The sequence below is a fragment of the Nocardia sp. NPDC050793 genome, assembly GCF_040654065.1.
Taxonomy (GTDB): domain Bacteria; phylum Actinomycetota; class Actinomycetes; order Mycobacteriales; family Mycobacteriaceae; genus Nocardia.
Genome location: NZ_JBFAHG010000016.1, coordinates 1 through 22,835, shown reverse-complemented (window position 1 = coordinate 22,835; position 22,835 = coordinate 1). Strand labels below are relative to the sequence as shown.

Genomic DNA, 22,835 nt, shown 5'->3' with positions numbered 1-22,835 from the left:
GCCATGGATTTCGGAGTGGGTGCAATGACGACCTCTGGGCGTATGGAGGGGGAGATCGCCGGGCTGATGGAGGACTTCCGCAGCCGTATGCGGGATATCGCGCAAGTGCAGCGGGAGCGGGTCAAGCTGACCGCGACGGCGACCACACGTGATCGCGCGGTATCGGTGACGGTGAACGCCAACGGCGTTGTCATCGAGACCAAGTTCTCCGACCGCGTCGAGGAAATGAGCTACGACCAGATCGCCAAGGCCGTCACCCGGTTGGCGCAGCAGGCGGCCGAAGAGGTGTTCGCCACGAGCAAGACGCTGGTCGCCCCGCTGCTCGACGAGCGTTCCCGGCTGCCGAAATTGTCCGACATGATCGAGGGACTGCCGGACCTCGAGACCGAGATTCCCCTGGAGCCGCCCGTTTCCTTGGCGCCTCCCAGATCGTCGGAACGCTCGGACGACGAGGCGCTGACGTTCACCGACGTCGAGAGCTATCACCACGATGGTCGTGGGAATTCCAGGGAGAGCGTCACCGGTCAAGCCTGGTGACGTGTGAACTGGCCTGTCGATGGGATATTGGGCGATTCCGCCGGAGCTCGCTTGGCTCGAATGGGTGGCGGGCTCGGAGATCACACGCATCGATCCCGACGATGTGGTCAAGGTCTCCGAGGTGCTGCGGGAGATCGCCGATGAGATCCTCAACGAGGCGATAGCGGAGGCGGATGTCGCCGCCGCGGCGGTCGTCAACGCGTATCCGCAGGGTGATGGCGGGCAGAAGATCACCGAGTCGCTGCGCGCGGTGATTCACGACGACACACCCAAAGGTGGGACGCCCCAGCACGGTTCGATCGAGTTGATGGGCAACTCGTTCAACGATCTGGCGGTTTCGGTCGATGATTTCGCGGGTGCGGTTCATGCGAATCATTTGAATGCGATCTTCTCGCTGGGTTGGTTGGCGGCCGAGCTGGCCCTGTCCATCTTCGCGGGCCCGGCGGCGGGGGGTGTCCAGGCCGGGGCGATCGCGGCGACGCGAGCCGCGTTTCAAGTCATGGCCCGATGGCTGGAGGGCCGGATCGCCGCCATGCTCGCCAGGACCTTCCTGTCGGATGCGGCGAAGCAGGTGGTGACGAAGCTCGTCTACGAGATCGTCCAGGAAGCGATCGTCGAGGTCTTCCAGGGCACCGCGCAAGAGGTGGCGGTGCAGGGCATCGTCATCGCGGAGGGTCTGAACAGCCAGGGCTGGGACGGGGCGGCGATCTGGGAGAACGCCTGGGTCTCCGCGCTGGCCGGTGGCGCCGGTGGTGGCGCGGGTTTCGGATTGAACCGGGCGATGAATCGGATCGCGCCCGGTTTGATGAACAGTCGCGGCTGGCGTGGGTTCACCGGTGGGGCGATCGTCGGTACGGGAGCCGGCCTGGCGGGCGCATTCGTCGCCGCGTGGGCGACGGGGAACTGGGATCCGCGTTCGTTCGTGGGTGGCGGCATTTCTGGTGCTCTGCCGAGCGGTGTACACGGGGCGAGAGGCCAGACCCAGCACAACGGGCCGATGAACTTCAACCAGGAGCCCGTCCGGGTCGGCACCCTGCCCGGCTCCGACGGCACGTCGCCCGTTCCCGCGCCCGATGTCGCCGGTGATTCGAGCACCAACGGTGCCGGGACCGGCAGTGGTGATTCGAGCGCAGGCGGTACCGGTGCAGGCAACGGTGCGTCGAACGCCAACGGGGCCGACAGCGGGGGAGCCAACGGTACGGGGGCGAATGCCAACGGTCCCGGATCTCCCAGCACCACACCCGCTTCCGCGCCTCCGTCGGCGACGGCCGATACCGGCCAATTCGCCGGAAACGCGGGCACTTCCGACTCCGGCGCGGGGGCATCGAGCGAGACCGGTGGCGACTCGGCGGCGAACCAGCCGAGTGCCGGGGCACCCGCCGCGCAAGGCAACTCGAATTCCGATGCCGCCGAGGGCGATACGTCGTCCGAGGCCGCCACGCAGAACGGCAGCTCCGGCGCGAATTCACCTGTGCAGACCGGTGATTCGGCGCAGGCGAACACCGACTCCGCCCACGCCGGCGGTGATTCCGCGCAAGCGGGCGGCGACTCCGCGCGGGTGGCAGGGGACTCCGCGGCGCCCGCCGACAGCTCCGCCCCTGCCTCGTCGGATTCGTCTGCACCGGAGTCTAATTCGCCTTCGGGCCGCCCCGGAGCAACCGACAGCTCCGCGCCGGAGACTTCCTCGTCCGGTGCCACCGATTCGGGACCACGCGCATCCGGACCCGCGTCGAACGGCGCCGCTGCCGACGGCGTCTCGCCCGCCGCGCAGACGCCCGGCGTGAATGCCGGACCGGTCGGGACGAGCCTGCCCGCCGCACCGGCGGCGGCCGGTGCGGCGGTTCCCGGCGCGACGCCCGTGGGCGCCGCGCCGACGGCCACGAATGTGGCCCCGGGTGCGGCGTCGCCGCTGTCCTCGTCGCCCACCTCCTCCTCCGCCGCACCGGCGCAGCAGTCCGGTGCCACCTCTTCGTCCAGCCCCGTCAGGCCCGGCGCGCACAGCGGTGCCGTTGCGCCGGACGGTACTACCCGCCCTGTGCCTGCCGATCGGACCACCGGCGAGCGCGCGTCGGCGACGGGCACCGGTTCAGCACGCGCGGGCGGCCTCGCGGGCGGACCCGCGGACGGGGCCGGTGCGCTGCAGGCGCAGGTCGCGGATTCCGAAGCGCCGCAGGCCCGATCGCAGGCCGATTCCGATTCCGACGCCGATCAGCAGCAGGTCCAGGTGCAACCCGACGACCTCGCTTCGCCGGATTCGGCGTCCGATGGCGACACGAATACGCCTGCCGGACACCGGGATACGGACGAGTCCGCTGATCAGGACGATCTTGCCGCGGTGGATCCGGCCGCCGCTGCCGGTCTCGTCCTGACCCCGCCGCCGCCCGCCCCGACCGGCCGACCTGAACCCGCTCCGAGCGCCTCCCGCCCGACCAACGAAGGCGACTCGACGAACGATGCGGCGGACGCCGACACGACTGCGGACCCGGACGGAGGCCCCACCCCCGACCCGGATCTCGATCCCGACGCCGCGGCCGCCCCGGACTCCGACTCGGACTCCGACACCAACAACACCGACCCCCGCCGTGTACTCCCGGAAGACAGCAGCGAGGCGACGACGGCGGAGATCGACGAGGCTGCCGCCATCCTGAACCGGCTGGAACCCGGTCTGCGCGCGCAGGATCTGCTGCTCGGCGATTCCGATGCCGATCCCGCCACCGACGAGGCTGCCGGGGCGCACGCGAGCAAGAACGCCCAGCGGTGGGAGGGCCTGACCGACGCCGAGCGGGCGGTCATCATCCGTGCGCACCCCGACGTGATCGGCAGGGCGCCCGGCATCGACTTCCATTCCGCCGACACCGCCAACCGGTTGCAGATCGCCAGGGACATCGCGGATCTCAGCTCGCGCGACAGCCTGACCCGCCAGGAACGTCAGCAACTGCGAAACCTGAGGCGCACGGTCTCGGGCCTGCGGCAGGCGCAGCTGCGGGCCGCAGAGATCGACCAGAACCCGCCCGTGCGCGTGCTCTCCTACGATTCGACCGCCTTCGGTGGCAGGGGCAGGGCACTGGTCGCGTTCGGCAATCCGGATACGGCGACGCAGCTTTCTGTGCATGTGGCGGGCCGCAACGGCACCGTGGCGGACATCAATGAGGTGCTGCAGACAACTGCCGCCCGGCATGCCGCGGCCGCGGGCCGCCTGCGTTCAGGTGAGTCGCTGGCGTCCATCGCCTGGATCGGTTACCGGGCGCCGGGTCGGCTTGGCGCGCTGGTCACCTCGCGGGCGAATCAAGCGGCGGGCCTGCTGCGGCGCGATATCGCGATCCTCGACGCGACCAGGGCGGCGTCGGGGAACAAGCCGTCCATCAGGATCGTCGCCGACGGCTACGGCGTCGACGTCACCGCGGCCGCGGGCAAGAAGGGCCGGTTGTCGGGGCTGGTGGGCGATGTTGTCCTGACCGGTATCCCGGGCGATCCGATTCTGCCGTCGAATCGTTTCGGCGACGACGTGCGGGTGTTCGTTCCCCATGAGACCAACGGGCTCCACCACCACTGGAACGCGCCGGAAGCCGAGGGATCGAGGCCGCCGCGTGGGGTCCCGGTCGACACCATGTACCGGGTGTCCGATATCGAGGCCGACCGGGCGGGCACAGCGCCATATCTGCCGGATGTCGATCCGTCGCAACCGAATTCGCCGCGCCCCGAGGTGGCCCAGAATGGCTGTGGGCCGCAAGCGCTGTGGAAGGCGGCCGAGGTCACCGGCAACCCCGACATCACCGTTCCTGAGCCGGACAGCGTCGGCCAGGAGGGCATGGACTGGCGCGATATCGAGCGGCACGCCGGTGCCCAGCTGACTCCGGTGTGGAGCCGCGGACGCTTCGCCGCGTTGAACCTGCTGGGGGTCGGGCGCAGGCGCTCGGGTCAGCACATGATCGCCGACGCGCTGCGGTACATGCGAGGCAAGTCCGCGGTGATCGTCATCAATCAGCAGCGAGGACGCGTCCCCACGAGCGAACCGGGCGCGCACGCGTTCACCATGTACTACGACGCCGACACCGACAAGGTGATGGTGTACGACCCGCTGCGGAGTACGGATCCGTTCGAGTTCGACCCGAACAATGTCCCCGACGCCAAGGCCACCTGGGGCATCTTCTACAACAAGAACGGCATCGCCACACGCCCGCTCGGCGATGAGGGCAGGCACGGGCTCGCGGCCGGAAGCGGCGCGCAGAACGACGATCTCGACCGGCAGATGCCGCCGCGGGCGGGCACGGGCGATCCGGCCGACCCGATGGCCGCGGTGCTGCGCTACCTCGACGAATCGCAGACGCCCGAGCGGCAGGATCCGAACCCGCTGACCGACGCCGAGCGCACCCATGTCGATGACCTGTCTCGCGGTCTCGGACTGGGCGATTCGTTGTCGAGTACCTCGAACCCGTTGCGAACACTGGCGGATCTGGCGACGCGGATCACGGCGCCGCCGCAGGTGGATCCGGACACGGGAACACGCCAGGATTTCTCCGCCATTTCGCCGGATATCCTTGTCCCGCAACGGTTGTCGCCCGAACTGACGCAGGCATGGCTGCTCCGGCAGCTGAACGTTCCCCTCGATCCGCCGCTGCGGGCCCGGCTCGAGGAAGCGATCGCCGAGCAGCGGTATCGAATACTGTTGCGTGCGGGCGCGATCGAAGCGCTCGCCTCCGCGATCCAGTCACCGACGACCGACGACATCGACCTCAGCGCCGCGGAGGTCGCCCGCTGGGCTGGTGCCCTCGAGGTCTCCGCCACCGATCTCGCGACCGACCGCGGTACCGCGAATACGCTGGCGCGGCTCCGGGCGGAGGCCCGTGACTTCGCCGCCACCGTCGCCCAGCTGACCGAAGCGCCGCCACGGCGCGATGACGCGGATCCCGAGGCCCCGCGCCCGCCGGAGTCGGCATCGCGTTCGGTGGCCGAGCGCAACCGCGGTCGCTGCGCGGAACTGGCGCTGCGGTTGATCAAGACGTTGACCGGCAGCTCGGTGATCCAGGTTCCTTCGGGGGCGGTCGGGCTGGACGGCATGACCGCGGCGGAGCTGCAGGACGCGGCGGGCGGGCAGTTGCGTCCGGTGGCCGATCACGACGAGATCGAGCGGATGCTGCTCGACATGCCGGAGGGCTCTTCGGCTTTGGTGGTCGACGCATACTCCCGTCCGGTCGACGAGCACGGTGTCGGCGCCCATGCCTATGTGCTCAGGCGAGAGGGCGATGCGGTCGTCGTCTACGACGCGGGCGCGGGCACGGTCGAGGGCTACCCGCCGAACCTGCCGTCCGATATCGCCTCGACCCACGTGATCCTGTTCGACGAGAGCGGCGTCCCGGTCCATCCCATCGACGCGGATGGTTCCGGCGGGGCGCCGGCCGTGGATCTGCCGATGCGCATCGGTCTTTCGCTCGGCGAGCACTCCGACCGGGTCTTCGCGCTGCTCGAGCTGACCGAGGTGGGCCGCGACGTCCTCGCCGTCCTGAACGACGGTGGGGTCGAGATCGATTTCGCGCGGCTGTCGGACTCTGCGACGCACGGCTTCTATCGGCCGTCGCACGTCACCACACACATCAATTCCAGTGAACGCGATCTCGTCGTCCAAGCGATGACGCTGGTGCACGAGGCTGTCCACGCGCAGATGGCGCTGGAGGGTGAGAACAGCGGTCGGTCGAATCGGATCATGTTGCTCGGCCGGGACGAATTCGTCGCGCAGAAGGTCCGCGAGGAAGCTCTCGCCGAGGGCCGAGCATACGAGTTCGCTCGCGAGTTGAAGAACCTCGGCTACCAGATCGACGATCTCGTACCCGAGACCGCTCGGCGATACCTCGAGGTATACGACGCACGGGTCGCGCGGATGTCGCACACCAGCTCGCGTTTCACCGAGGAGGAGATCAAGGTTCGCGCGCGAGATGCGGCCGCGGCCGCCATCGCGGAGTACATCGGCACCTATGAGGATCCGGAGGGCAACAACTACACGAAGCAATTCCGCGCCAGGTGGGATGCCGCCGTGGTGTCGGATCCCGATGTTCACCTGTGGCGCTCGCTCGAAGCGGAGGCGGAGGTCTCCGAGAACGCCACGCGGCGGATTGTCGCCGAGCGGCGTCGGCTGGAGTTGTCGGACCGGATCGCCGAGCTCGGAGGCAGTGTCGGCGTCGATGCCCGAGACCCGGAAATGCTGCGGCGACTGCAGGCGGAGAACGATCAGGCACTCGCCGAGCTGGCCGATCGGCTCGGTGTCGATCCGGCCGAGGTCGGCCGCGACATGCTGCCCGATGCGACGGCGGAGCGTCAGCGGGCCGAACTGCTCGAGCGCGGCCTGAAGCTTCGGCTGCTGTCCGATCTCGAGGGGCAGTACAGCCTGCAGCAAGAACTGCTCGAGCGTGCCGGATCGGCCGCGAATGCCGCTGTCGCGAGGGATGTGCTCGCGTCCGAACTCGAGGAGGCCGGATTCGCCGAGGCGGTAACGATCACCTCGCATGTCGCGCTGGTGAACGGGCAGCCACCCACTGTCGTGGTAGTCGCACCCAGACGCATCCACGCTGCCAGACATTCCGATGCGCTCGCCGAGGCATTGGCTCGCCACCCGGAACTCGAATCCGCGCTGCGTGATCCCGACCTCGATCTTCGATTGGTCCAGACCTCGATGCCGGACCCGAATGCGGACATCGAGGTCAGCCCGATTCGCCCCGACGAGGCACCCGACGTCGTCCTCGACGCGTTCGACGAGCGTCTCAGGACCGAACCCGCCGCCGTGCCGGCGGGAATGCCTGGCGATACCGCCGGCGAGGCGTCGGCCGATCGGATCGCGCGGGTCGAGCGTCTCCTGACGAGCAGCGAGATCGGCGCTTGGGCCCAGAACCTGCTGCGCAGCCGCGGCATTCGCATCCTGCACGAACCGGGCGTCGAGCCCCGCTACTACCCGGAGCGCAGGACGCTCGTTCTCGGTTACGGGACCTCGGAGGTGCGTCAGGCCATCGATTGGGTGCACGCCGCCGCGCACCTGCGCGATTCCGAGGAGGGTGTGGCGCCGCACCCGCTGAACCTGCATCGTGACGACTACGTGGACGCGATGTTGCGTGAGGAGAGCCGGGCGCACGCGCTCGAGGTGGAGTTCGTCAAGCAGTTGCGGGCCCTCGGCCACGTCGTTCCCGCGGTCGACCACGAGAGCGCGAGCGACGCCGCACGCCCCGGGATGGTCAGCCGTGCCAAGAATTCGTTGGCCGAGTTGTTGGCGCGGCGGCGGCCCGACCCCATGCGGGACCCTGCGATCGACCTCGCTGCCGCAGGCATCCGGCCGCACCTCGCCACGCCCGGCAGCGGGGGCGTCGACTACGTCGGCCTCTACACCAAGAGCTGGAACGACGCGTACGGCGTGGTGGACGACGGAACGGCCAACGTCGGCCTTCCCGAAGCCGAGATTCATCAGCACGTCGATGATGCGGTGTGGGTCGACCATGCCGATGACGACTCGCAGCGCGTGTCCGACGGCGACCGGGACGCGAGGTCCGTCGAGCGCTCCGTGGATGTCGCACCCCACACTTCCGAGGCGAACCGCGGCCGCTGTGCCGAGCTCGCGCTCCGGCTGATCAAGCGCCTGACCGGGAGCACCGTCATCGAGCTGGCCGACCGTGCGGTCGGGCTCGACGGAATGTCGCGTGCGCAGGTACAGGAGGCCGCGGGCGGTCAGCTGCGGGATTACGCCGATCACGACGCGATCCGGCGAGCGATCCCCGAGGGCGGCTGGGCGCTGGTCATCGACGAGTATGCCGGTCCGCTGGACGAATTCGGGGTCGGTGCGCACGCCTACACGCTCGGGCCTGGGCCCGACGGCTTGCTCGTCCGTGACCCCGGTACGGGGGAGGAGCGTGGCTTCCCGCCGTCGGTCCCGCGGGAGCTGCGCAGCACCCACGCCATCGTCTTCGACGCGCAGGGCAACCCCGTGCATCCGATCAGGGGCGAGGGCGCCGGGTATCTGCCGACGGCGGATTCTCCGGTGCGCGTCGGCCGTTCGCTCGATGCGCAGTCCGATCAGGTGCGGGCTCTGCTGGGCGGGACGGAGACCGGCGCGGATGTGCTGCGGGTGCTGGACGATTCGTCGGTTCGGGTACGGTACGAGCGGGCGGCCGCGGACGGGCGCAGTGGCGGGTTCGCTGGCGACTCGTTGACGGCTACCGTGTACACCGGCACCAATGACCATGTGCGCCAGGCATTGTCGTTGGCGCACGAGTCGGTGCACGCCGAGCGATATCTACGCGGCGAATCCGGCCACCTCGGTATGGACCGAGCGACGTTCATCCGCACGATGGTCGCCGAAGAGGCCGCGGCGGTCGCGCGCTGGATCCAGCTCGCTCGCGAGTTCCGCGCCGACGAACAGCTCGGTGCGTACTTCGCCGACCGGCACTACCTCGAGGACGTCTACGACGCCGCCTACGACGCCGCGCTCGAATCCGGCAGCGACACAACGCGATCACGCGACGCCGACGCCGTGCGCCGGGCGCACGAGCGGGCGGCCGAAGCGTTGATCGATGAGATCAGGACGCACGTCTGGCCGAACGGCAGGAACTACGCCGAGTACTACGCGGCCGAATGGGACCGCGTCCGCACCGATCACGCCGGGTTCTACGACGCGCAGGTCGCGCCCGACCCGGCGCCGCAGGCTGCCGCGGACTTGCGGGCCGGTGCGATCGACCGCGGCCGCGCGCGCCGCGATCTGGTCGACATCACCGACGAACTCAACAGCAGGGCGCGCGAATACGGCATCGCGGCGCACCTCGACGCCGAGTCGTTGTACCGGGAGATCACCGATCGTCTCCGTCCGATTCGCGACGAAATGGCCGATCCGGCAGTCACTCCCGAGCGATTGGCGCACCTGCGCCGTACCGCGTACGACCTGCTGTCGCTGACCGATCTGACGGTGCGGCGCGAGAACGCGCAGATGGCATTCGATCGGGCGGCCGACCGGCTGTCCGCGCTGGCCGCGCGCGAGGTACTCGCCACCTACGCCCCGGACGCGAGTCCGCTCGGCGACCACTACGTCTACGTTCCCGGCAGGCCGAACCGGATCGTCATCGCCGGTGAGTCCTTCCAGCACCAGGCCCTGCGCGATGCCGCGGAGGCCGACCCGCGAGTGCGCGCGCTCCTGCGCAGCGACCCGGTCGAATTCGAGCATCTCTCGCTCACCGTCGATGAGTTCGGCCAGGTGCGAGCACGCGAGGCCGACGCGATCGATCCGCGGGTATTCGAGTCCTCCGATCGGGTCGTCGCGGAATCCGATCTGGCCGGCGAGGCGACCAGGCAGCGCCTCGTCCCGATCACGACGGCGCTGTCGAACAGCCCGGTCGGGCAGTGGGCGCTGGACACGCTGCGCCGCCACGGTGTCACCATCGAGCACACCTCCGGCGGTCCGGCGCAGTACTTCCCGTCGCGGCGGGTGCTGGCCATCGACGCGGGCGCCACCGACGGCGACCACATGCGCGCCATCGTGAACGCCGCGATCCACGCCGAGTTCGCGGGCAGACACGACGCCGCCGTCGACGCGCGCGACCGGATGGTTTCGGAGCGTCAGGACTACGTCGACCGCAAGATCGACGAGGAGACCTCCGCCCGCATATGGGAGATCGTCGCGGCCGTGCAGCTGCGGGGCGCGGTGGAACTCACCGACATCGATCACATCTACCTCGATGCCTACCGCGCGGCGCGCGAGGAAGCCGAGAACGAGATCGGCGGTCCCGCAAACGAATTGGACCGCATCGCGAACCAGGCCGGTTTCGACGCGCTGCGCCCGCACGTCGCCGCGCACCGCCCCGCGGGCTCGGACCTGACCAACGCCGAGTTCTACGAGCGGGCGTGGCGCGAAGCGCACGGTGAGCTCGCCGCCGATGCGGACGACAACGATCGCACACCGCCCGCGGGCAGCCCGGAATTCCGTCACGACGCCGATCAGCCCGTCGATATCGCCCGGGCACTGGGGGATTCGTGGACGCTGCACCCGCGTCCGGCTGTCGCGAACGATGTCCAGCGGGTGCTCGAGTTCGGTGCGGTCGGTCGCGAAGCGGCGGCACTGCTGCGCGACCTCGGCGCAGCGGTGCGCTACGACGTGAGCGGATCCGTCGACGCGTTCGACGGCAGGACGATGGACGTGTCGATCGGGACGCGGGAACGCAGCCATCCCGCGCAGGCCGCGGCGATCGTGCGCGCCGCGGTGCTCGCCGACGCCGTGCGGACCGGTCTGCTCGAGGTCACGCCCTCGCGGATTCGCGCCCAAGCTCGGGCCGACTACATTGCCACGTGGGTGCGCGCGGAGGCGCTGGCGCTCGGAAGGCAGGCCGAGTTCCATCGCGAACTCGAGCTGGCCGGTTACGACACCGCCGCGAACCCGCTCGCCGACCAGGCCGCGCGGCAACGCCTCGAGGCAACCTATCTGACCGCCTTCGATGCCGAAATCGCCGCACGGCAACCCGATTCGGAGATCGACGCCGCCCTGCTCGAACGAGCACGGCAGGCGGGCGCCGACGCATTGCTGGCGAGCCGTGAATTCGATGCACCGGACGGTTCCGGACCCGGACGCGCCCACCGGCGGGACGCAGGGGAGTTCTGGGACGCGCAGCACCGCATCGCCGCACCGGACGGGTTGCGCGAATACGCGCCGACCACTCCCGGCGCGGCGCGGGCGACGGAGGAGATCGGGCGCAAGCGCGCGGCCGTCGAGCGCGAACTCGCCCGGGTCGAGGCGGATTGGGATCGCGTGGCAGCCCGCTTGACCGACGTCTCGCGGCTGCGCGGCGACGCGGACACGCTCGACCGGCAGGCCGTGTCGGCCGAGCTGCAAGGACCCGATGGTCCGCGCAAGCTCGGTGCGGGCACCAGTGTGGCGGTACTCGCCGAATTGACCGCACGCCATGGCGAATTGACCGAGCGGCTCCGCGCGCTCGGCGACGATCTCGCCTCGGCGGTACGGCGCGATCTCGGCGATGTTGAGCCCATCACGCTCCACGTCGCCGCCGACGGCGTCGTGTTCCTCGGCAGCGACAGTGGCGACCGCACCGATGTGCAGCTGCCGCCGCGACCTTCCGATTCCGCCGCGCCCGTTGTTCGTACCGAAGACGGCTCCGCGCGAACGGAGTTGGCGGATCTGGCGGCGAAGGCCTCGGATCGGGTCGCCGAGTTTCTCGGTGATCACCGCCACGACATCGGGCGATGGGCTGCCAAGACGCTGCGGCGGCTCGGTGTGCGGGTGCTCTACACCTCCGAACCGCGTTCGTATCGCGCCAGCCGGGACCACGTGGAGGTCGGGCTGGAGGAGACCTACGACCCGGCGACGAACACCGTCGTCCTGCGCGACGGCGACACCCCGCGCCAGCGGGCCGTCGCCCTGATTCGTGCCGCTCGCCTGGCCGAGTTGCGTTCCGGCCCGGCCATCTCGCGGTTGCCGGAGCTCGGGGCGTCGCGCTCGGAGTACATCGATCTGATGCTGGATCACGTCGCCGATGCCGCGGCGCTCGGATTCTCGGCGAACAGCCAGTTCGCCGACGTCGGCATCGGTTCCATGGCGGGCTCGTTGGCGAAGGCCTACGACCGGGCATTCTGGGGGGCTGCCGATGCCCTCTCCAGGGTGTACCGCAAGGACCCCGCGGCGACACCGGAGCTGCTCCGCGCCGCCGCCTACCGCGCCGCTGTCCGGGCGGTCCGCGACAATCTCGACGCGCTGGTTCCCGAAGTCGACGGCCGGAATTTCACCCAGCGACTCGCCGACCAGTGGGATCGTGCGCACGGCATCACCCCGGGCGAGACCGGGCCGGTCGCCGATCTCGGCGCACCGGCCTCGCTGGACAGGCGGATCCGGTCCCTGGTGTCGGAGCTGGAGCAGGTGCGCGTACTGCGTGCCGACGGCGAGGGATCCGCCATACCCCGCAGCGCGCTCGAAGAGACGTACTCCGATGCCTATGACCGCGCGCACGGCAAGGCAGTGCGGGCAGTGGAACGCAAGAAGTCGTCGCGGCCACCGGCGTTGGCCGCAAGGGAGGCAGCAGAGCTCGCGGTCCGCCGTCATGTGGACAAGGTGGGGATCGACGGCGCCGAGTGGATCATCGATGTCGTGCGGGCCACCCGCGCCGACGAGTTCGACGGCGCGTACTGGGGACGCCCGGACCCGAGCCAGATCCCCGAGGCGCTCGGCAACGAGCCCGTCGCGGACAGCGTGAACCCCATCGACTCCGAGGCCGACGACCCCGCTGCCGAGGCAGTCGACGCTGCTCCGTCGGTCTCCGTGGTCGCCCACCCCGAGCCCGATGGGTTGAGTTCGTGGCATGCCGCGGTTCCGGATCGTCGGTACGCCGAGGTCTGGGAGGTGCTCGGCAGCAGCGAAACAGGGCGTGCCGCCATCGATCTGCTCGCGGAAATGCGAGCGGGCGTGCGTTTCGGCGGCGGACGGCCGGCCAGTGCCGACACCTTCGACGGGGCGATGATGGACATCGTCGTCGGTGCGCACGATCGCGGTCAGCAGGCACAGGCCGCGGCGGTGGTGCGGGCGGCGGCGTTGGCGGACGCGGTGCGCACCGGCCGGATCGAGGTCACGCCTTCGCGTATCCGGGCGATGGACCGCGACGCCTACGTCGCCGCCCGGCTGCGCGCCGAGGCGGACGCGTTCGGCAGGCAGGCCCTGTTCCACCGGGATTTCGGCACGCCCGAAGTCGGCCCGTCGGAATCACTGCTCGACCGCCACTATCGGACGGCGCTCGAGCGCGAGTATCTGGCCGCGCACGATGCCGCCATCGACGACGCCGGGCGGTCCGGTGCTGATCCGAACCCGGAGTGGCTGCGGGAGATCGGTCGCGAGGCGGGCATCGCCGCGCTGTTGGCTACCGACCTGTTCGACTCGCCGTTCCTCACCGACAGCGGGACGAGTTTCCGCGACGTCGCCGGTGGCGAGTGGGATGCCGTGCAGCGCAACGTCGTTCCGGACGGGACGGACGAATACGTGCCGTCGGGGCCGGAGGCGGCGCGCCGCGTCGAGGGGCTGATCCGCGAGCACGCGGACGTCCGGCGAGCGCAGGAGCGTGTCCAGTTCGCCTTCGATCAGATCGTCGCGGTACGCCGTGACCTGATGCGGATTCCCGACGACGTCGACCTGGGATCCGATCACGCCTCGATCATCGCGGAACTGCGGAACATCAGACAGAAGCGGGCGGTGATCGGCGACGGCACCATCGGCACCGCGTTGCTCACCGAGCTGTCCCAATGGCATGCCCGATTGGACGGGGAGCGGGCCCGGCTCGAGGCCGAGATCGCCGACGCCGTCGGTCGCGATCTGCCGCGGTCGACCGAGGACGGCGGCACCGGGCGTCCACTGGTTCGTCTCGACGATTCGGGTTCGGTGTTCGTGCGCCGGGCGGACTCGAGCTTGCCGGAGGAGGCCGACGCCGGACAGCGCAGCGCACCGGTCGACGCCGATGCCGCCACGACGGGCCGGCTGCAGGACCTCGCCGCCCCGCGCAACGAAACGCTGTTCTCGGATCTGACGCACGGCGCCAGGCAGATCGGCGAGTGGGCGGCGGCCGCTCTGGCCCGGCACGGCGTGCAGATCCGCTACACCGATGATCCCGCCGCGGTGATCGCGCGGTCGGAGGGGATCGGACCGGTGCCGATCTACGATCGTGCGACGAATACCGTTGTCCTCCAGTACTACGATGGCTCGCGGACTCAGGTCTCGGCGCTGGTGCGCGCCGCGGTCGCGGCCGAATCGCATGCCCGCGTCACGGATCGGGCGCCGGAGCGGTTGTCGCTGCACCGAGACGACTACATCGCCGCCGAGCTGGACCGCATGGCCGCCGCGTACGCGATGGACTTCCAGTACCAGCGGATCGCCGCCGACAACGCCGGCGAATCGGACTATTACTCCGATCCGAGGCGCCGTAAGGGCGGGCGGTACGTCGATGATCCGCTGGAACTGGCGTTTCTCGACGCCTTCACCGAGGCGAGGAAGATCGCCGAGCAGATCTACGGCAAGAACAGCGCGGTGGGCCAGGCCATGCGGTACGCCGCCGCGTACCGCGCGGGTCTGCGGGCCGTCCGCGCGGCCATCGAGGCATCCGGATTGCGCATCGACGGGCTTACTCCCGCCGAATACGCCGGGGCGGAGTGGGACCGGGCCCGTGGACTGCGACCCGATCTCGCGCCCGAGGGCGAAGCGGAGCGCGCTCCGGTCGCCGACGACAGCCCGCAGGCGCTCGACCGGCAGGCGCGCCGCTACGTCGACGAGATCCGGGGCTTCCAGGACAAACGGACCGAGGGCCGCTACATTCCGTACGGCCCGGCCGAGACCGCGTACACGGAGGCCTACGACGAGGCGCATCGCAAGGCCGAGCGCGCCCTCGCGAGCGATCCCCAGGCGCCTTCGCCGCAGACGGCCGCCGCGGAGGCCGGTCTCGCCGCCGTCCGCAAGTACGTGGAGAAGGTGGGTGCCCAGCGCGCCGAGATCGCTATGGACGTCATCCGGTCGGCAGACCTGACCGAACAGGGCGGTCTGTACTGGGGCTCGCCGCGTATCGACTCCACTGCCGATGTGCCCGAAGTGGATTCAGCGCAGCAGGCGGAACCGGTAGCCGAGGACCTGGTGCGCCGTGTCATCGACGACGAGCTGGCTGCGCGTCCCGGCGGTGAGCAGTTGAGCCCGAACGTGCTGCGGTTCCGGTCGGAATCGAGCACGTCCGAGCTGCTGGTGATCGCGCCGAAGGGCGAGCACCTCGCTGCGCTGGACCGGGTGGGCCGCGACCACCCGGCACTGCGCGACGCCCTGTGGGACGGGCATCATGTTCGATACCTGGAAGTCGCGCCGGGGCCCGATGGCAACCCGTCCACGGTTGAGCTCTCCCGCGACACGGCCGAGGGTCCGCGCCGTCGCCCCTCCCTGCCCAACGCCGTAGCCGCACTGCTGTCGGAGTATCTGCGATTCCGGGCCGAAGGCAGGATCACGGAGGGATTCGACGCCTGGATCGCCCGGCTGGGCGAGGAAGCGTTCTTGCACCGGAACGAGCCCCGTTTGGCGTTCCGGATGGAGAATCGCTGGGTATCGAAACCGGTCGACCTCCAATCCAATCTGGTCGAGGTGGGATTCCGTGCGGCGCAGAACAATCCGCGGCTGCCGGAGACAGACCCCGCCGCGGTGACCTATCGCCTGCACACACGGCAGATTCCGCAGCCGGACCACACGGCGCACGAGCCGTTGCCGAGCCCGCAGTTCGTCAACAGGCAGGTGAAAGCCGGCCCGGTGCGGATGAACATCTATCTGGAAAACGATGGCAAGGGTGGCTGGCGGGTGCCGCTGCCGGCTCAGCGAGGCACCTCATCCGACGTGCTGGCCAGGTACTTTCACGGCATGACCGACTCGGATCCGGATCGGTTGGCGGAAAGGATCGCTCAGAGGCTCATCGACGGCACCGCCGAAATCGGCGACGGCACGCTGCCGGAGGACGCGCTCGGCCGCGACACCGACTGCCCACTGTCGCCCGAGAGAGACGACAACGCATCCGTGCCGGACAGCGCGAGCTCCGCCGATGCTCCGCCCTCGGTTTCGGTCGCCACGCGCCCCGCACCCGACGGGCTGAACCGGTGGCTCGTCGGGTCGCCGGATCGCGGGTTCGCCGAGGTATGGGATGTGCTCGCTGGGAGCGAAACCGGCCGTGCGGCAATCGAACTGCTGACGGAAATGCACGCGGGCGTGCGTTTCGACGGTAGCGAGCCTGGCAGTATCGATGCCGTCGATGGGCTGACGATGGATATCGTCGTCGGTGCGCGCGATCGTGGTCAGCAGGCGCAGGCGGCCGCGGTGGTGCGGGCGGCCGCGTTGGCGGATGCGGTGCGTGCGGGCCGGCTCGAGGTGATGCCGTCGCGTGTCCGGGCAATGGACCGCGAGGCCTATATCGAGGCTCGGCTGCGCGCCGAGGCGGACGCACTCGGCAGGCAGGCCCTCTTCCATCAGGATTTAGGTGCCCCTGAAGCAGATTCGTCCGAGTCGTTGCCTGCCCGCAACTATCGGACGGCGCTGGAGCAGCAATACCTGGCCGCGCACGATGCCGCCATCGACGCGGCCCGGCGCGGCGGCAACAGCCTGAACGAGGCGCAGTTGCGTCAGATCGGTCGCGAGGCGGGCATCGCGAAACTGCTGGCGACCGATCTGTTCGACTCGCCGGACTTCACCCCCGGCGGCACGAGTATCCGGGACAGCGCCGGTCGTGCATGGGATGACCTGCAACACAACGTCATTCCGGATGGTGTGGACGAATACGTGCCGTCCACTCCGGACACGGCGCGTCAGGTCGAGGGCCTGATCCGCGAGCACGCGGACATCCGGCGGGAACAGGCGCGGATTCGGTTCGATTTCGATCGTGCCGCCGGGCGGCTTCGGCGGAGTTTGCAGATTTCGGACAGCGTCCATCTCGGGTCCGATCGGGAAGCGATCATCGCCGAATTGCGCCGCGTCGCGAGCCGACGGCCCGGTCTCGACGACGGCGAATTCGCCGAAGCCGTGCTGGTCGACCTGGCGCGGTGGCATGCGCGGTTGGACGGTGAGCTGGCACGGCTCGAGGGCGAGATCGCCGATGCGGTCGGCCGCGATCGACCGCGGCCGGAGACCGCCGATGGCACGACGGCGCGCCGCCCGAGCATCCAAGTCGACGACTCGGGTTCGGTGTTCGTGCGGCCCGAGAACGCGGATTCTCCCGAGGCGGCGGTCGACGCGCACCGACTCAGCACCTCATCCGATTCCGGCGACGCGACCGTATCCGGCCTCGATCAGTTGACGCGCAGCCGCCACGATTCGCTCGTCGAAAAGCTTGTCAGCCGGGTAGATCGAATCGGGCCCTGGGTCCACCGGACACTGGTGCGGCACGGTGTGGGCATTCGATCGACCGACGATCCAGCTCTTTCGGTTCGTCGCCCGGATGCCGACGACGACGCACGATCGTCACTCGGTTACGAGCCGCTCACGAACACCGCGGTGATCCAGGTCAGCGATTCGCAGGACTCGCAGGTCGGTGCTCTGATCCGCGCGGCGGTCGCGGCCGAACATCGCGCGCTCGGTGTCGACGCGCGACAGGAACGGCTGACGATGCATCGCGACGAGTACATCGCCGCGACCTTGGACCGACTGGCCGAAGCGTACGCGATGGAGTACAACTATCGCCGCTTCGGAGATAGCGACGACTTCGTGCGGCCTTACCGCGCGGGTACGAAGCAGCCGAGCAAGGGCGGGCGGTTGGTCGAAGACGATCTGGAATGGGCTTTCCTCGAGGCGTACTCGGCCGCGGGGAAGATCACCGCGCCGATCCTCTACAAGAACGACGCGATCAGCTACGACATGCTCTGGGCGTCCGCATACCGTGCCGGGTTGCGGGCGGTCCGTGCGAATCTCGACGCGCTGGGCGGCCGCATCGACGGTTTGTCTCCGAGCCAGTACGCCGGGGCGGAGTGGGATCGCGCCCACGGTCTTGACGCCGATGTCGCCTCCGCCGAAGAAGGTGTGCCTACGCCCGATCCGGACAGCCCGGAGGCACGGGACCGGCTCAGCCGCACCCTCGCCGACGAGATCCGGCGGTTCCCGGAGATGCGGGCCGACGGCCGGTTCATTCCGCGTGACGCGGCCGAAACCGCCTACATCGAGGCCTATGACAAGGCGTATCGCAAAGCCGAGCGCAGGCGGTCGCGCAATCCCGAGGCCCGCCCGCCCGCGCGGGTCGCCGAGGAGGCCGGGCTCGCCGCGGTCCGCAAATACGTCGACCAGGTGGGCGCGGAGCACGCCGAGGTCACCTTCGACCTCGCTCGCTCGGGCGATCCCAGCGAACGGGGCAGACTGCATTGGGGATCGCCCGCTTTCAGGTCCGACACCGACCCTGACGTCCGGTCGGGTGCGGATTCGAGTCCGATCGCCGAGTCCGGCGCTGAGGTCGAGTCGGGTGCGGATTCGAGTCCGATCGTCGAGTCCGGCGCTGAGGTCGAGTCGGGTGCGGATTCGAGTCCGATCGTCGAGTCCGGCGCTGAGGTCGAGTCGGGTGCGGATTCGAGTCCGATCGTCGAGTCCGGCGCTGAGGTCGAGTCGGATGTGGGTCCGAGCCCGATCGCTCAGGCCAACGCCGACGATCTGGTACGGCGCGCCGTCGAGGACGAACTGCGTTCGCGCCCCGATGGTGAGCAGCTGAGCCCGAACGTGCTGCGGTTCCAGCGGGAATCGAACACGCCCGAGCTGCTGGTGATCGCGCTCGACGGCGGGCACCTCGACGCGCTGCGCACGGTGGGACTGGAACATCCGTCGCTGCGGAACGCCCTGTGGGACGGGCACCGAGTTCGGTACCTGAAGGTCGCGCCGGGTCCCGACGTGCCGTCGGTAACCGAGCTTTTCTCCGACGTGGCCGAGGGTCCCTTCCGCAGCCCCTCCGTGGACGACGCCGTCGCCTCGATGCTCTCGGAGTATCTGGCGTTCCGGGCCGACGGCAGGATCGACGAGGGATTCGGCGACTGGTTCCTCCGGTTGGGCGACGACGCGTTCTACCTCCAGCTGGAATCCCGGTTCGCACTGCGGGCGGACAACCGCAGGGTTTGGACGCCCTACGACCTCCGGCCCAACCTGGTGGAGATCGGATTCCGTGCGGCGCAGAACAATCCGCGCCTTCCCGAGACCGATCCCGCCGCGGTGGCCTACCGCTTGCACACCCGCCAGATTCCGCAGCCGCCGCAGACACAGGTCGATGCGCTACCGAGTCCGCGGTTCCGCAGCAAGAAGCTGACGTTCGGCCCCGTGCGGGTGCGGATCTACCTGGAGAACGACGGCCAAGGTGGCTGGCGCGTGCCGCCGCCCACCCGGAACGGCCGCGCGTCCGACGTGCTGGCCCGGTATTTCCAGGGCATGACCGATACCGATCCGGACCGGTTGGCGGAAAGGATCGCCAAGAAGCTCACCGACGGAACCGCCGATCTCGGCGAGACCTCGCCGCCCAAGGGCATGTTCGGCCGCATGAAGAGCCGGCTGCCGTTCGGTCGCAAGGCGAGCGCCGAGGTCGAATCGGCGATGAGCCGGGCCGATCGGGACGGCGTCGAGGCCGACGACATCCGGCTCGGGCCCGACGGCAGGCCCGAGCGCGGTGGACCCGCGAGCTACGAAGCGCCCGAGTTCCCGATGGACCCGAATGCCGATGGTGGGCAGGGGAAGCCGCCGAACCAGCCGCCCACCCCCGCGCCGTTGCCCGATGAGCCGAACGAGGGGCGTCCCGCGCCGCGTCCGGTGGCGCACCGCGAGCATCTGTTCGAGTTCGAGGGTCTGACCTTCCACCTGGATCTGACCGACAATGGCGCGGGAGCCTGGAATCCGGTACTGCGCCAGGAGAATTCGCCCGAGCAGGAATCGGAGACCGCGCCGCAGGCGACGAACCCGAAGGAGGTCGAGACTCCGCACGCGGCGCAGAAGCCGCCCGGCTCGATCGACAAGCCCAAGTCGAAGTTCCTCGCGAACACCGCCTACCGCGATGGCTTCCAGGGCTACAACCCGAAGTATCCGTCCGGTTCCAGCCTGGACGGCGCCGGGCTCTCGGTGCTCGGATACTCGGCGGGTCTGCCGCTCACGAAGGACTCCGGGCACGGCGAGGTCCTCCAGCTCAAGTTCAACCCGGCGCGCATTCTCAAAGAGGGCGCGACCATGTGGAAGAGCCGCGAGCTGATACCGATCCTGAACCGCCTGACCAGTCGTGTTCCCGACCGCGCCGCCGAATTCCAGCCGATCCGCGATATGGACGGCACCGAATACCGGCCCTGGGTCGACGATGCCAGTCCGGAGGCGGTGCGCAAGGAACACGGCGTCGACATCGACGAGATGCGGCGGCGCGACGACGCGGCGCAGCAGGCGAATTCGCCCGAGTCGCCGCAGGTTCGCAACGAGCTTCCGCAGCCAGAGCCGCAGCTTCCCACCGCGGGCGCCGAAGCCACCGGCGCCTTCGCCGACCTGTTGAACGAGCTGGCCGGGGCCGCCGATCAGCGCCGCGAACTGGCGAACCGGCTCGTTGCCGCCGCCCGCGACATGGGCCTTCGCCTCGATCCCGGCTTGGACGGCGAGGCCGCCATGCACGCGGTGCGGGTCCTGCAGTATCAGCAGGCCAGGCGGATCGGTGCGCTCGCCGGGCTCGCCGAGTCCGCCGTGCGCTACGACTCGGAGAACCGGCACATCCCGTTCAGCCAAGAGGTCAGCTTCTTCGACAACGACCCGATGACGCGCTTCCTGCGCGAGATCGTGCACGCCGACGACCGGCCGACGACGATGCTGGACTGGCAGGGTGTCAACAACGGCGGCGAACCCGGTCGCGACTGGGGCGACCTCAGTTACACCGACCAGCCCGGCATCGACCAGGGCAAGCCCGGCTACTTCCTGAACGCGCTGCGCCGCGATCAGATCAAGGACGAGCGCGCTGTCTGGGCCCAGCTGTTGCAGGTCGATCTCCAGTATCTCGACGCGCATCCGCGCGGCGCGCTCGCCGACGCACTCGCCACTGTGCAGGCGCGCACCGCCGACATCGCCCGATTCGCCGAACTGGCAAACGAATTCGTGCGCGCCGACGGCAATGCCGACGAACTCACCCGCCTCGTCACCGACCTGGCCCTGCGCTCGTCGATCGTCTCCGACGGCGGCTTCCTCGTTCCGGATACCGACGGCATCGGGCTGCTCCCCGGCGTCGACGGCGGGCCGATCCGGTTGATGGTGGTCGACGGTCACCTCGATCACGCCCACGTGCTCGCCTCGGCGCTGCGCGCGCACCCGAACATCGCCGAGGTCGTGAACGACGGTCAGGTCGACGTCGTGTTCCGGGTGGCCGAGATCGCGCCCGACGGCACCATTCGCGTCAGTGACAGCGAGCCCATGCGGGTGCGTCACGTCGATGAGCTGGTCGACGGCCGCAGTCTGGACATGACCTTCCTGCGCGACGAGGACGGCCGGTGGCGACCGGTCGTCGAGGCGGCGCCGACGATCGACGGGGCGAGTACGCGGCCGCAGCCCGATCTGGACGGGCTGTCTCGCGCCGAAATCGAGGCCGCGCGTAAGGAGCTCGCGCTTCGCCTGGGTGTCCCTGAGTCCGATCTCGACAACCCGCAGGCGCTGTCCGACCGGATGGATCAGATCCGCGCGGAGAACAAGATCAGGGCCAGCCAGATCGAAGCGCTCATCGACTACGGCCGGACCGCATGGGACATCGACGACTTCCACACCATCGGCGACGCCCGCGCCCAGCTGGCCGACCGGCTGAATCTCGAACCAGGCCACTTGACGCCCGAGCGGCTCGCCCAGGCCTTCGTGTTGGACAAGATCGGCTCGGCCCGCAGGCACCAGGCCGTCGAGGATCTCGTCGCCTACGCGAAGCTCATGCGTGGCATCGATTCCGATGTGGTCGACGCCGCGCGGGACCGGCTCGCCCAGCGGCTCGGGGTGGGCAGCCGGCGCGGCCGCTTCCCCCGGGACCTCTTCCCGCGCAACTACAAGAACGACGAGAAGAAATACCGCCCCGACCGCACCGGCACCGATCCGAAGCGGCTGAACAAGGCGATCGCCAAGCTCGCGCGCAAGCCTGCGGAGCGCGAGAACCTGATCGATGCCCTCGCCGAGTACTACCGCACCATCAACCGGCTCGACCCGTTCGATCCGGTGTCGCGCGGTGCGGACGCGGTGGATCCGCGCCTGGCCGATGTCGAATTCCCGGTGCACGACAAGGCCGTCGCGCATCTGCTCGACATGGTCGGCGATCTCGAATCGCTGGCCGAGGCGTTGCGCGGCGCCCGGGTGCTCGACGGATTCGGCATGCTCGGCGCGAACAACTCCGCGCCCGATCCGCGGCCGACGCCGAACCCGGATTTCACCAGGACCGTCGGGGTCGACGTGCCCGATCAGATCCAGCCGACCGACACCGACGAGGAGAAGACGGCCAAGGCCAAACGCTTCGAGAAGGTCTACGAGATCTACCGTGACGGCAAGATCGACCAGAAGGAACGGCTCACCCCGAAGCAACTGGCGAAGGTGCAGGCCGAACTGCGCGCCGAGGTACGCGGGCGGGCTGCCGATCTCGACATGCTCGCCGCGCTCGACGAGCGTCTCGCGGAACTGGATCGGCAGGCGCGGCGACCGCTGGAGATCGCGCGCCTGCTCGGCGAGCGTGGCGCCGCGGTCGCCCAGCGCGACGCGGCCCGCGCGGAGGTCGAGGCGGCCACGGCCCGCTACCGCGCCGCCGACCCGCAGCAGCGCGCCGACGCGC

At 69.6% G+C, this 22,835-nt stretch carries 2 protein-coding genes; both read left to right on the top strand.

What is annotated here, in order from left to right:
* The first annotated feature begins 24 nt into the window (after positions 1–24).
* Positions 25–537: a YbaB/EbfC family nucleoid-associated protein gene (locus AB0H50_RS33690; RefSeq protein WP_357460815.1), complete on the top strand. Its 513-nt coding sequence runs from the start codon at positions 25–27 to the stop codon at positions 535–537.
* 19 nt (positions 538–556) lie between these two features.
* A partial coding sequence (locus tag AB0H50_RS33685; RefSeq protein WP_357460812.1) for a hypothetical protein occupies positions 557–22,835 on the top strand: 22,279 nt, incomplete at its 3' end.